The organism is Virgibacillus kekensis, from assembly GCF_042654125.1.
GTDB classification, from domain to species: Bacteria; Bacillota; Bacilli; order Bacillales; family Amphibacillaceae; genus Lentibacillus; species Lentibacillus kekensis.
This window is the reverse complement of the sequence record NZ_JBHSFU010000004.1, coordinates 638,839-651,983: the sequence shown is the minus strand read 5'-3', so window position 1 is coordinate 651,983 and position 13,145 is coordinate 638,839. Positions and strand designations below refer to the sequence as shown.

Genomic DNA, 13,145 nt, shown 5'->3' with positions numbered 1-13,145 from the left:
AGGAGGCAATCACCATGGCAGACATGATTGAGATATTACGTGAACAAGAAAATATGACACCAAAACAAATAGAAATAGTAAAGGCAGCAATCGAACTAATTTCCGAAAAGGGCTATTACAACACATCGACAAGTGAAATTGCCAGACGGGCAGGCGTGGCCGAGGGAACCATCTTTCGCCATTACCGTACAAAAAAAGACCTGCTCGTTACGATTGTCACCCCGGTAATTACGAGTTTTTCCGCACCATTATTTGCCGAAAAATTCGTTGATCAGGTCTTCCGGGATAAATATGCCCACTTTGAGGATCTGCTGAATGCCTTTATCCGGAACCGGTTTGAGTTTGCTCAGTCCAATATCCCGCTCATCAAAATTCTTTTACAGGAGCTTGCCTTTCATCCGGAAATCCAAGCCTCATACAAAGAGGTCTTCTCCAATAAGGTCTTCCCGGCATTCAATCAGGCAATCGACTTTTATAAGGAGAAAGGTGAGCTGAGGGACCTCCCAAATGAGACGATTATCCGTACTATCGTTTCCAACATACTTGGATTCATGATTAACAGGTTTATTATACAGCCGGATAAAGACTGGGATGACGAGACAGAAATCAAACAAACGATTGATCTAATTATTCGGGGAGTGGGGTAGAGACCTTTTCCATCTCCCTGTTTTTTGTTGAACAATTAATCAACTTTTTTGATCTAATTACTTGAATAAAAGAAGCAAAGATCATCTGACAGCAGTATCTTTTCTTTTTAGTATATTTCCTAAAGTAGAGCATACAGATAGAGTATGACGAATCTACTAGATGAAATAGAGGGGGCTGCAAGTTGAAAAAGAAGGTTATGATCATGACTTTATGTGCTTTATTGTTGGGTGGCGGGGTAACCTATGCAGCGGCTACTAACTATTATGCTAATCTCTTAGCCCGCCAACAAGGACAGATGGAAGACATTATTGAGAAAAAATACAACGAGCGGATCAACGAAATTGGGGAACAGGTGCACCATGACATGGTGATGCTCGCTTCTACCGAGCGGGACAGGATTTTGAAAGAAGCAGAGGAGTATCTCAAGACTAAGCTGGACGCCGAGCAGCAAGCCCGCATGAATGAACATTCAAAAGCAATTAAGGCAGAATCAGAACGTATATTAAAAGAACTTAAAGCAAAGATAGATGAACTAGTTGCAGAATAATAATTATCCCCTTTAAAGAGGGGGTATTTTTATTGTTTGGATATATGACAGTAAAATCGCTAAAACTATTTGTGAAATACAATCATAATTAGCAAGTAGCCTTATATAAGTACATTTTTCTACAAATTAATCCAATTTAATACATATACAACCACAGGGGCCAAAATAATACGAATACCCTTGAGTATCTGCTAATAGGGATTTTGAGATAATATTATCTTTTTGTTATAAAGGGTAGGTATATAAATAAGAACCAAAAAAGGGAGTTAAAACATGAAAGAAAGACAGACACTTAAAAAGTCACTAAAACCCCATTGGGTCTGGGCAATTGCCCTTGGTTCCTCGATTGGGTGGGGGGCATTCGTACAGCCTACCAACTGGATGGGGCAGGCAGGACCGGCCGGTGCGATAATCGGCTTTGGAATTGGTGCCTTACTCATGATGCTAATCGCCGTAAGTTATGGGTTTTTAATAAAAAGTTTTCCGGTATCAGGCGGAGAATTTGCCTATTCATTTATTAGTTTAGGTCGGACACATGCTTTTATCTGTGGTTGGTTTTTAGCACTCGGCTACATATGTATCGTATCACTCAATGCATCAGCGTTCGCATTAATGTTTAAGTTTGTATTCCCGGCATTAATTGAAAACGTGTTTCTTTATAACGTTGCCGGTTGGGACGTTTATCTGATGGAAATTGTAATCGCAGCTGTTACGCTTGGAATATTCGGTTACTTCAACATTAAAGGTACCGGATTATCTGGTCGTATGCAGTTTGTGTTTTGTTCAATAATGGTAATAGCAGTTGTCACAATTACATTTATGGTTGGTGCACAGCCAGGAGCAGGGCTGGAAAATGTAGGGCCAGCATTTCCTGCAGAAACAACAGCATTTGCTGCGATAATTTCTATCGTAGCGATGGCTCCGTGGGCATTTGTCGGCTTTGACAACGTTCCACAAGCTGCTGAGGAGTTTCACTTTTCATCTAAAAAAGCTTTTACTTTGATTATCTTGGCTATATTCTTTGCTGGGGTGTTATACAGCCTGATGATATTGGCAACAGCAATGATTGCACCGTGGCAGGGACTTGCAGAGCAAAATGTGGTATGGGGAACAGGAGCAGCTATTCAGGATCTGCTTGGAACATTGGGGCTTGTAATTCTGGTTACAGCGCTGACGATGGGGATTTTCACCGGACTGAATGGATTTATCATATCCTCAAGCCGCCTGCTTTTTGCCATGTCACGAGCTAAGATTTTGCCAGAGGCATTTTCTAAATTACATCCAAAACATAAAACACCATATGTAGGTATTATTTTCACAGTAATCGTTGCAGCCATCGCACCATGGTTTGGTCGATCAGCGTTACTGTGGGTTGTGGACATGTCATCTATCGGTGTGACGATTGCGTATTTCTATACGTGCTATACTGCATTTTCGTTATTTAAGCGGTCGAAAGGAGCAGACTTTAATCCTAAAAAGCATGTAGTAGCTCCATGGAAAAAAACAATTTCAGCAATTGGAATGATCACAAGCCTAGTATTCCTAAGTCTTCTGCTCATCCCAACTTCCCCGGCATTTCTTGGAATCGAATCCAGACTAGCGCTGGTTGCCTGGATAGCACTTGGATTTGTATTCTACTTGGCACGCAGGACTGAGTTTAACAAAATCCCTAAAGAAGAACTTAACTACCTAATCTTAGGTAATGAGAAAATTGAAGCTAAGAATAGAGTGTAATGATCCCCCTTTGCTATCTAATGATGGCATTGGGGGTATCTTTTTAAGGGAGAGATTAAATACCCCACCCAAAAAAAAAGTTATTTTCGAACATTGTGTGGGACACGAAGGAAATAAATCAGATTAAGGTAGTATTAAAAACATAATAAAATTATTAAAAAACATTGATGAATTATGTAAAATAATCTATTCTATATAGTAATGTGTGTATTACTAAGTAAGTAGTTTTGGTTATGAACTCATTATAAAATATTTGCTTTTTTAAAAGTAGGGGAATTTATGTATGATATAACACAACTTATTGTGGCATTTATTTTATCTTTAATTGCCACACTCTTATTAGTGTATCCAATTAAAGAAATTGCCACAAAAATAGGGGTAATTGACATACCCAATTATAGAAAAGTCCATAAAAATCCTACTCCTAGTCTTGGGGGGCTTGCTATTTTCTTGGGTACTATAGTGGGACTCTTATATATAAGACCTAGCCATGATGCTTTTTTGGAAATTAGCATTGGTGCCTTAATTATTGTACTGACAGGTGTGCTTGACGACAAATATACGATTAGACCAGTATTAAAATTAACAGGGCAGATTATTGCTGCAGCTGTTATAATAAATGCGGGCTTAATAATTGAGAAAATCACACTGCCCTTTTTTGGAGTGGTGGAGCTTAATTTTTTTAGTGTGGCAATTACACTTATATGGATAGTTGGGATAACTAATGCAATTAATTTAATTGATGGTCTTGATGGGTTGGCATCAGGTGTATCGACAATCGCTTTAATTAGTATTCTTATTATGGCTATATTAGATCAGCGAATATTAGTTATATATCTGTGTATTGTACTCATTGGAAGTAATTTCGGGTTTCTTTTCCATAATTTCCATCCTGCTAAAATATATATGGGTGACACTGGATCCATGTTCTTAGGGTTCTCCATTTCGGTTATATCGATTTTGGGGCTATTTAAAAATGTCACTTTATTTAGTTTCATTATACCAATAATTGTGTTGGCCGTTCCCATTTTTGATACCCTCTTTGCAATGGTAAGAAGAAAGCTAAGTGGTAAGAAAATAATGGCGCCAGATAAAAAACATATTCATCATCAGTTGTTATCGGCAGGGTTTAGCCATCGAACCACTGTGTTAATCATTTACGGATTTAGCGTAATGTTTGGCGCATTAGCTATTATATTTTCTAATGCTTCCTTGACCCTTCTTTTATTTATCTCCTTTCTACTATGGTTTATATTGCACATTTTCGCGGAAATAGTGGGTATAGTGGGAGAGGGTAAAAAGCCGGTCATTCAAACAACAAAAAAGGTTTTTACAAAAATAAGAAATAAAGAATAAACTACGATAATGCAGTCTTTAAACATGATATTTCTAGAAAAAGTCAAACTTGTTAATGGACTATGAATAGGAGAGATTATATGACTGTTAAAAAAGCAATTATTCCTGCTGCTGGTTTAGGTACTCGTTTTTTGCCGGCGACAAAAGCACAGCCTAAAGAAATGCTACCTATAGTTGACAAACCTACAATTCAATATATTGTGGAAGAAGCGGTAGAATCCGGTATAGAAGACATAATAATTGTCTCTGGAAGGGGCAAACGTGCTATAGAGGACCACTTTGATATATCTTATGAATTGGAAGAAAAGTTGGCTGAAAAAGGCAAAATAGAAATGCTTGAAATGGTAAGGTCCATTTCTGAACTTGCTAATATACACTATATAAGGCAAAAGGAACCGAAAGGACTAGGGCATGCTATATCATGTGCTAGCAGGTTTGTAGGGAATGAGCCATTTGCTGTTCTATTAGGGGACGACATTGTAGAAGCTGAAAAGCCGTGTTTGTCTCAACTTATAGATGTATATAACAAGTATGAATCTTCTGTTGTAGGAGTTCAAAACGTTCCACAAGAATTAGTGCCCAACTATGGCATTATAGATCCTAAAGTAAATGAAAATTATCCAACTTATATTAAAGAGGTAAACACGTTTGTTGAAAAGCCAGATATCGATAAAGCACCTTCAAACTTAGCTATTATGGGACGGTATGTATTAACTCCAGCTATATTTGAAATACTTTCCACCTTGCCGCCTGGTAAAGGTGGAGAAATTCAACTAACTGATGCCATTAAGATTTTAAATGAAAAAGAGAACGTTTTAGCCTATAACTTTGATGGAAAACGATATGATATTGGGAATAAACTGGGATTTGTTAAAGCAACCGTTGATTTTGCCCTAAACCGGGAGGATTTACAGGAAGAAGTATATGAATATTTACGTGAAGTTCTTGAAAAGGATAAAATGTAAATTATCATTTCTAAACCTTTTAGTAGTAAAAGGCTCAATAATTTAACTATATCGATTGATAAATGTATCAGGGAGGTGCGTTCATGGAATTCATTATGCTTATTCTAAGTTTTTTAACTGCAGTAATATTAACACCATTGGTGAAAAAGCTGGCTCACAAAGTGGGAGCTGTAGATAAACCTAATGAGCGAAAGGTCCATACCAGGATTATGCCTCGAATTGGTGGCTTATCTGTATATCTTAGTTTTACTCTATGGTTGGTAGTATTTCAACCTGATAGTTTAATTCTTTGGACTGTAGTTGCAGGGGGAACCCTGATTATGATTGTCGGTTTCCTGGATGATTTGTGGGAGTTACCAGCATGGGCGAAACTAATTGGACAGATTATCGCCTCTCTGATTGTTGTAAGTGGTGGAATTCAAATTGAATTTATTAATCTACCATTCGGTTCTTCGATAGAGTTTGGTATGTGGAGTGTGCCCTTAACTATAATTTGGATTGTAGCGATTACCAACGCTATTAACTTAATTGATGGTCTGGATGGTTTGGCAGCTGGGGTTTCAGCTATCGCTTTACTAACCATTTCGGGTCTTGCCATTTCAATGGGTGATGCTTTTGTAGCCATGGTGGGACTACTGTTATTTGGAAGTACTTTAGGGTTCCTGATATATAATTTCTTCCCTGCTAAAATTTTTCTGGGAGATACAGGATCTCTTTTTCTAGGTTTTATGATAAGCATCCTTGCTATTCTCGGTTTTAAGAATATAACGGTTTTTTCAATAGTGGTCCCGATTATTATTTTAGGTGTTCCGTTAGCAGATACATTCTTTGCTATTGTTAGGAGAATAGTTCAGAATAAACCAGTGCATGCTCCGGATAAGTTACATTTACATCATTGTTTGATAGGATTAGGTTTTAGCCACCGAACCACTGTTTTAATAATCTATGCGATCAGTTCAATATTTGCATTATCAGCGGTTATTTTTTCAACGGCTACTATGTGGACTTCGATAATTCTCCTGGTTGCTCTTTCTATTTTACTAGAATTGTTGGTCGAGGTCACTGGACTTATTGGAAAGAGATATAGACCATTGCTCAATATTTTCAAAGCTCCAGAACGTTAATGGAGTTTTGGTATATAAGCCTGTTAGAATAACCTAACGGGCTTATTGATTTTAAGATAAATCGGAATGTGGATAGGCTTATTTATAATTATCGGGTTTGATAGTTATAATAAATGCATATGGAACGGTAGGGTTATAATAATGCCCGATAATAATGAAAAGTATAGGAGTGGTTATTGAAATGTCTCAATTAAGTAATTTAATGGAAAAAATAGATAGTAAAAAAGCTACAATTGGAGTTGTTGGGTTAGGTTATGTTGGATTGCCACTAGCCGTTGAGAAAGCAAAAGCGGGGTATAAGGTCATTGGATTCGATGTCCAGGATACAAAGGTTAAGATGGTAAATGAAGGTGTTAACTATATTGGGGATGTCGTAAATGAAGAATTATCTGATTTAGTTGGGAATGGATTGATCTCTGCTACCACGGATTATTCATTTATTAGTGAAGTTGACACCGTAGCGATTTGTGTACCTACCCCTTTAGATAAACATTTTCAGCCAGACACCTCTTATGTAGAGAACTCTGCAGCTGAAATTGCTAAACAATTGCATCCAGGGATGCTTGTTGTCCTGGAAAGTACAACATATCCTGGAACCACTGAGGAGATTATTAAGCCAATATTAGAAGAAACTGGTCTGAAATGTGGTGAGGATTTCTTCCTTGCTTACTCTCCTGAACGAATTGACCCTGGAAATAAAAAGTTTAAGACCAAGAATACACCTAAAGTAGTTGGCGGAATAACTGAAAACTGTACTAAGGTTGCTTCAAGTTTATATTCACATTTTCTTGAAGGAGAAGTTCATGAAGTCTCCAGTCCCGCAGTAGCAGAAATGGAGAAAATCCATGAAAATACATTTAGACATATAAATATTGCACTAGCAAATGAAATGGCTCTTCTGTGTGATCGAATGGGTATTGATGTTTGGGAAGTTATTGATGCGGCAGCAACAAAACCATACGGATTTATGCCTTTCTACCCTGGACCAGGGCTCGGAGGCCACTGTATTCCGATTGATCCATATTATTTGACTTGGAAGGCTAGAGAATTCAACTATCATACGAGACTTATTGAGTTAGCAGGAGAAATTAATAATAGTATGCCGGAATATGTGGTAAATAAATCTATGCAAATTCTCAATCAGGATAAAAAACCTTTATACGGTTCAAATATAGTAGTACTTGGAGTAGCATATAAAAAAGATATAGACGATGTAAGGGAGTCACCAATATTAGATATTCTTGAGATGTTTAGTCAACAAGGCGCAAGGTTTGAAGTAGCTGACCCACACGTTGAACAATTTAAGATTGGTGAAAAGATTGTAGAAACAAAAGAGCTCTCGAAGGATCTATTGGAAAATGCAGATCTTGTCATAATTGGAACGGACCATTCACTTTTTGATTATGATTTGATTTTAGATGCTTCAAAAGTAATTTTGGATACTAGAAATGCTCTTAAAGGTAAAATCCAAAAAGCCAATGGAGCATATTATAAACTCTAAATAAGTATATAACCTCAATAAAGAAGGATAACATTATGAGTAGACAGAATTCTTTTATGCGCAATAGCTTTTTAACTATTACAAGACAAGTCCTAAGCATTATCATCGGATTATTGTCAATGATCATCATAGCACGCTACCTTGGACCTGAGGGCCAAGGTAGCTATTCGCTTATAATTTTAATACCTACAATGTTATATACATTTTTGAATATAGGTATTGAGGTATCAACAGTTTATTATGTTGGAAAAAAAACAGTTAGTTTAAATGACGGATATAAAACAAACCTATTTCTCTCATTAGCTCTGAGCTTTATAGGAATTATAGCAGGATTAATAGTGATTTTTGGTTTCTCGGAAAAATTTGCGGGGATTGACCAAACACTATTGTTACTCATTCTGATTGTATTGCCTTTATATATGTTAAAACAATTTTTACAATCAATTTTCCAGGCGAAGCAGGACTTTACTGCTTTTAATTCTGTCTTAATACTAGGACAGGGTTCTATCTTAATATTTGTCACTATATTCTTGGTGCTATTTGACTTGGGTTTAGGATTTGCATTATTATCATACGGGCTTGGTCAATTAGTTGCATTAATCACTGTTCTTTATCTTCTGAAGAAAAAGTATGGACTTTGGATTAATAAAGGAAAATTCTCTAAACAACATTATAAGAATTCCATAAAATATGGATTAAAGTCCCACTTGAGTAACATTATGTCCTTTCTTAATTATCGTCTGGATATTCTGTTGATTGGTTTCTTTCTAAATGCCACTTCTGTTGGTTTTTACACGATAGCCGTATCTATTGCGGAAAAACTTTGGATTTTATCTAAATCTATCTCTGCAGTCTTATTCCCTAGAATAGCTTCTTCTAACGATGAGGATGATAAGAATAATATTACATCCATGGTAAGTAGAATGGTTTTTGCAATTTCTGCTGTTGGAGGTGTGGTGCTATTCTTTATTTCGGGGTTCTTGATTGAGCTCTTATTCGGGAATGAATATGGTGCCAGTATCGAACCTTTCAAAATATTATTGCCAGGAATTGTTCTAGGCTCCATGGCTAGGTTGATTTCCAATGACATTGCAGGTAGAGGTAAACCAGAGATTAATATGTACACCTCAATCTGCATGGTTATTACTAATGTAATTCTTAACATATTACTAATCCCTAAATATGGAATTGAAGGGGCTGCTTATGCTACTACCGTTACTTATACAGTAAATTGGATAATTAAAGTAATAATCTTTAAGAGGTTAACAGGGCTAAAATTGAATTCATTTATTTTAGTAAATCAAAAAGATTTACAACTAATAGGTAAAATAGTTAGAAAGTATACAGGAAGAGTTAGGGAGGGAAATTGATGCATGTATTAATTGTGCCCTCTTGGTATCCTACTGAGAGAAATCCCATAGCAGGTATATTTTTTAAAGATCAGGCAAAGGCCCTACAGGAAAAGGGTTATAAGGTGACAATTGCGTATCCCGAAATAATACCGTTAAGGGAAAAAAGTAGTGAAAAAATGGGTTACTCAGTAAAAGAAGAAGACGGAATAATAACTTATCGATATAGCGTTAGGAATCCATTTCCTCGGAGGTTTAAAACCTTTGAAAGGTTATTATATTCTTCTAAGTTAAAAATACTTTATAAGGAAATAATTAAGGAACAGGGGATTCCGGATGTTATCCATGCTCATTCCTCCTTTTTGGCTGGTTGGTCTTCAAATAAACTGTCAGCCATTCATAAAGTCCCTATAGTATTAACAGAGCATTCTTCTACTATTGGAAAAGGAAAGCTTACACCCAAGCAAAAGAGATTGTTAAGTGAAATATTAAGCGAAGCAGATAAAGTAATTTCAGTCGGACCAGGTCTGGCAAAAACGTTAGGTGAGTATATCCCTGAAGATAAATTAAAAATGATTCCTAACCTGGTGAATACGGATGAATTTGGAATAGAAACACATATAGGAAGTGAAAAATTTAGGTTTTTTAGCCTGGCTCGTTTAGATAGCAATAAGGGGATGGATGTTCTTGTTGATGCCTATACGAATGCGTTTAGTAGTGAAGATAACACAGAGTTGGTGATTGGTGGAGACGGTCCTCTAAAAGAAGAATTGAAGAACCAAGTAGCTAAAAAGGGGCTTCAAGGTAATGTTCACTTTTTGGGGCAATTAAACAGAGATCAGGTTATAAATGAAATGCAAAAATGCGATGCATTTGTTTTGGCAAGCAAGTATGAAACGTTTGGGATTGTATATTTGGAAGCTTTGGCAAGCGGAAAACCTATAATAGCTACCAAGTGCGGTGGACCAGAAATCATTGTAAATAATAAAAATGGTATATTGGTACCTGTAGATAATCAGAATGAATTAGCGGATGCGTTAAAGTCTATTTTAAAAACCGCTGAGGAATACTCCCCTGAAGAAATTAGACAGGACTGTATTGCCAGATTTGGTAAGGAAAGAATAATACAGGACATATCCCGACTATACGAGGAAGCAATAAGGAATAAGTAGAGTTGGATTCCGCTTGGAGGATTTTTTATGAACATACTTTTTTTATCGGCTCAGGACTTCAAAGAAAAATCAATACAAGTAATTCGGAAAACCCCTGAAGCATATGTAAAACATAATATAGGAGTACATTATGTAGTTGAAAGAGACATGTCAAAACATGGTAACTACTATTATGAAGATGAGATTAACCCAAAAGGTGTAAAAGTATATCGCTTTGAGGTACCTCTAGCAAAATTGCGAAACAGATTCAATAATGGTCCAATTTTAGCTCTTCTTCAAAAGCTTGCAAAGTACATTTCAATTGTCAAATTGGCTGTTTCCGGGAGTAAAGTACTAAAGAATGAGCAAATTGACATTTGCTACGGATATGGTGTTAATGGGGTATTGGCGGCTAACTTGCTGAAATTGGTCGGAAAGTTAAAAGGCATTAAATTAATTTCCCGATTTCAAGGTACTTTCTATTTCACGGAAATGATAAAAGAGAAGAAGATTTTAAAAAGTTTGTTTAATTGGGAAGGGTTTCTCTCTCTTTATTTACCTGCAGATCTCTGTATTTTAACAAACGATGGAACACAAGGTGATATGGTTCTTTCTAAAATACACTCTAAGAATTTGAGAAACATGAAATTCTGGCCTAATGGGGTAGATGAGCAAAAATTGCCGAAACATGAGGTAGAGAGATTAGAAAAAATCTACAATCCTAAAAATAAAACCATTGTGGTTACTGTATGTAGGTTGGTTAAAGTTAAAAGGGTTGATAGAGGTATTGAAGCATTTAGTAAAGTTGTAAATGAAATGAATGTAAAAAACATTGAATATATCATAATAGGGGAAGGAACTGAAAGAGGAAGACTAGAGGAGTTAGCAAAAAAGCTAAATGTAAGTCAATATATAAAATTCGTGGGTTCAATAAAAAATGAGCAGGTTAAAGAATATTTAAATGTAGCAGATATTTTCTTGTCCACTTATGATGTTTCAAATGTAGGAAACCCTCTACTTGAAGCTATCAGAGCCAACAAGGCAATCATTACCTTGAATAATGGAGATACAGCAAGTTGGATTAAGCATAACGAAAACGGCTATATATATGATGTTAACGAGAATACTACCCAAAGCCTTGCACTGGGGCTAGCTAGATTACATGAAGATGTGGCAGAACGAGAAAGAATAATAAACGCTATAAAGTTAACTGAAAATGAAAAGTTATGGACCTGGGATGAAAGAATGAACACAGAGGTTGGAGTGGTGAAGAAACTTGCCGATTACTAATCGCCAGGAAAAAAAGGGTATTTCTACATTCTTTTGAAATAAAGTGAGACATAGTTATTGGGGGATCGCAATGTACAAAAAGTTAACTGTAAATGATAATTTAGTTAAAATAATGGAAAGGTACTTCTTGATTTTTATTTTGCTTCAACCCTTTCTAGACCTGACTTCCTATGCAGGATGGTCTATTTCCGAATTGGTACGAGCATTGACAATTGGAATCGGCTTTATTTATCTACTGTCCGTATACCGTAAATATAAATTTGCCAAATATGCAACTAATTATTTTATTGTTCTGTGCGTTTTTATGCTTATTCATTTCCTTATTAACTATTTCTTAAAGGAACCCTACAGTTTATCGTCTGAAGTAGTTTATATTGTAAAGACTGTGTACTTTATTTCAATGTTGTTAGTCTACACAACTCTTTTTTATTCCCTTAATAAAAGTACAAAATGGAGAACAAAAGTGCAGAAGTACTTTTTTATTTGTCTAAATATAATAGCTATTGTGATGGTGCTTGCCTCTATAACGGAAACTGGTAAAAGAAGCTATAAATCGTTATCAAAAGAGGGCCACTCAGGTTGGTTCTTTTCAGCAAATGACCTTAGCACTTTGTTAGCTGTAGCTGCTTGTGTTGCTCTTATCTATATACTTAATCAGAGGAAATTAAAAAACAGTTTATATTTATCCCTGTCTTTCTTTATAATAAGTCTCTCTATGCTTATAATAGGAACAAAGGTAGGAATAGGCGCACTATTTATAATGTTGGGTATAGCTTTAGTTTGGGCAGTGATAGAAGGAATACTCTTTTCAAAGGGTTGGAAGAAGTTAATAACACTTGTTTCCGTTAGTCTATCTGTGCTGATTATCGTCCCTTTTACACCTGCAGCGCAAAATTTGTCGCTTTATGACCTAGTAGTAAGCGTGAATACCGATAAGTCTAAATCATCGAAACCCGATGAAAATAGCCTTGCAAATGAGGATAATAATGAAGAACCTGAGGAAGATACCCAAAAACCAGATAATTCGACTCGGGAAGAAGAGAAAATAAATGTTCTTAGTGGTAGAGGGCATTATCTTGATAAGAAAATCAACCAATATCAGGATGCGCCTGTGAGTCAGAAAATTTTTGGTATGGGTTACGGAGGAAATTACACAAAAAATCCAAAGCAAGTTGAAATGGACTTTTTGGATTACTTTTTCACTTATGGCCTCCTTGGGTTTATCTTATTGGTTTCCCCGTTAATTGGCTACACATTTAAGATAATACAAATGTTAATAAAGAGGAGATTTAAAATTCTTGATTTAGAAATCATCCTTTTAGGTGTAGCGGTGTCTTTGGGACTAGGGGTGGCATTCTTAGCTGGGCATGTGCTGACATCCCCTGCATCAAGTATATATTTAGCAATTGTATTCAGTTATTTGCTAATCTTGGTTTACAGCCGTAGCACAAATGAAGATATAAATCCAAGCTAAAGTTCG

Annotated in this window: 11 protein-coding genes; all 11 read left to right on the top strand. The window is 36.1% G+C overall.

The genetic code is table 11. The annotated features are described in order from the left end of the window. Positions 1-14: 14 nt before the first annotated feature. The 11 genes from ACFO3D_RS07350 to ACFO3D_RS07300 all read left to right on the top strand — a co-directional run bounded on the left by ACFO3D_RS07350 (position 15) and on the right by ACFO3D_RS07300 (position 13,139). On the top strand, positions 15-647 hold the full coding sequence (locus tag ACFO3D_RS07350) for a TetR/AcrR family transcriptional regulator (protein WP_390294316.1): 633 nt from the start codon (positions 15-17) through the stop codon (positions 645-647). 182 nt (positions 648-829) lie between these two features. Continuing rightward, complete coding sequence (locus ACFO3D_RS07345; RefSeq protein ID WP_390294314.1) at positions 830-1,195, top strand: hypothetical protein; 366 nt, start codon at positions 830-832, stop codon at positions 1,193-1,195. Between the two features lie 273 nt (positions 1,196-1,468). Continuing rightward, positions 1,469-2,929: an APC family permease gene (locus ACFO3D_RS07340; protein WP_390294312.1), complete on the top strand. Its 1,461-nt coding sequence runs from the start codon at positions 1,469-1,471 to the stop codon at positions 2,927-2,929. Positions 2,930-3,208: 279 nt separating this feature from the next. After that, entirely contained in the window at positions 3,209-4,285 is a 1,077-nt protein-coding gene (locus ACFO3D_RS07335) for an MraY family glycosyltransferase (RefSeq protein ID WP_390294310.1), read from the top strand. Between the two features lie 80 nt (positions 4,286-4,365). Next, positions 4,366-5,250, top strand: coding sequence for a UTP--glucose-1-phosphate uridylyltransferase GalU (galU, locus tag ACFO3D_RS07330; protein WP_390294308.1), 885 nt, complete (start codon positions 4,366-4,368; stop codon positions 5,248-5,250). 83 nt (positions 5,251-5,333) lie between these two features. Next, positions 5,334-6,374 carry a glycosyltransferase family 4 protein gene (locus ACFO3D_RS07325; RefSeq protein WP_390294306.1) on the top strand — a complete coding sequence of 347 codons (1,041 nt, stop codon included), beginning with the start codon at positions 5,334-5,336 and terminating at the stop codon, positions 6,372-6,374. A gap of 181 nt (positions 6,375-6,555) precedes the next feature. After that, positions 6,556-7,875, top strand: a complete 1,320-nt coding sequence (locus ACFO3D_RS07320; RefSeq protein WP_390294304.1) for a nucleotide sugar dehydrogenase — start codon at positions 6,556-6,558, stop codon at positions 7,873-7,875. A gap of 35 nt (positions 7,876-7,910) precedes the next feature. After that, the gene (locus tag ACFO3D_RS07315; protein WP_390294302.1) at positions 7,911-9,245 is read left to right on the top strand and encodes a flippase; all 1,335 of its coding nucleotides are present in this window, start codon (positions 7,911-7,913) and stop codon (positions 9,243-9,245) included. Next, positions 9,245-10,396: a glycosyltransferase gene (locus tag ACFO3D_RS07310; protein WP_390294300.1), complete on the top strand. Its 1,152-nt coding sequence runs from the start codon at positions 9,245-9,247 to the stop codon at positions 10,394-10,396. The genes ACFO3D_RS07315 and ACFO3D_RS07310 overlap by 1 nt, the downstream gene beginning before the upstream one ends. 27 nt (positions 10,397-10,423) lie before the next feature. Continuing rightward, entirely contained in the window at positions 10,424-11,665 is a 1,242-nt protein-coding gene (locus ACFO3D_RS07305; protein WP_390294298.1) for a glycosyltransferase family 4 protein, read from the top strand. Positions 11,666-11,735: 70 nt separating this feature from the next. Beyond that, complete coding sequence (locus ACFO3D_RS07300) at positions 11,736-13,139, top strand: O-antigen ligase family protein (RefSeq protein WP_390294296.1); 1,404 nt, start codon at positions 11,736-11,738, stop codon at positions 13,137-13,139. The last annotated feature ends 6 nt before the right edge of the window (positions 13,140-13,145 follow it).

What these genes read in the sequence shown, in the direction of transcription:
- ACFO3D_RS07350 (WP_390294316.1), top strand. Translation starts at nt 15, where the DNA reads ATGGCAGACATGATTGAGATATTACGTGAACAAGAAAATATGACACCA.
- ACFO3D_RS07340 (WP_390294312.1), top strand. Translation starts at nt 1,469, where the DNA reads ATGAAAGAAAGACAGACACTTAAAAAGTCACTAAAACCCCATTGGGTC.
- ACFO3D_RS07335 (WP_390294310.1), top strand. Translation starts at nt 3,209, where the DNA reads ATGTATGATATAACACAACTTATTGTGGCATTTATTTTATCTTTAATT.
- galU (WP_390294308.1), top strand. Translation starts at nt 4,366, where the DNA reads ATGACTGTTAAAAAAGCAATTATTCCTGCTGCTGGTTTAGGTACTCGT.
- ACFO3D_RS07325 (WP_390294306.1), top strand. Translation starts at nt 5,334, where the DNA reads ATGGAATTCATTATGCTTATTCTAAGTTTTTTAACTGCAGTAATATTA.
- ACFO3D_RS07320 (WP_390294304.1), top strand. Translation starts at nt 6,556, where the DNA reads ATGTCTCAATTAAGTAATTTAATGGAAAAAATAGATAGTAAAAAAGCT.
- ACFO3D_RS07315 (WP_390294302.1), top strand. Translation starts at nt 7,911, where the DNA reads ATGAGTAGACAGAATTCTTTTATGCGCAATAGCTTTTTAACTATTACA.
- ACFO3D_RS07310 (WP_390294300.1), top strand. Translation starts at nt 9,245, where the DNA reads ATGCATGTATTAATTGTGCCCTCTTGGTATCCTACTGAGAGAAATCCC.
- ACFO3D_RS07305 (WP_390294298.1), top strand. Translation starts at nt 10,424, where the DNA reads ATGAACATACTTTTTTTATCGGCTCAGGACTTCAAAGAAAAATCAATA.
- ACFO3D_RS07300 (WP_390294296.1), top strand. Translation starts at nt 11,736, where the DNA reads ATGTACAAAAAGTTAACTGTAAATGATAATTTAGTTAAAATAATGGAA.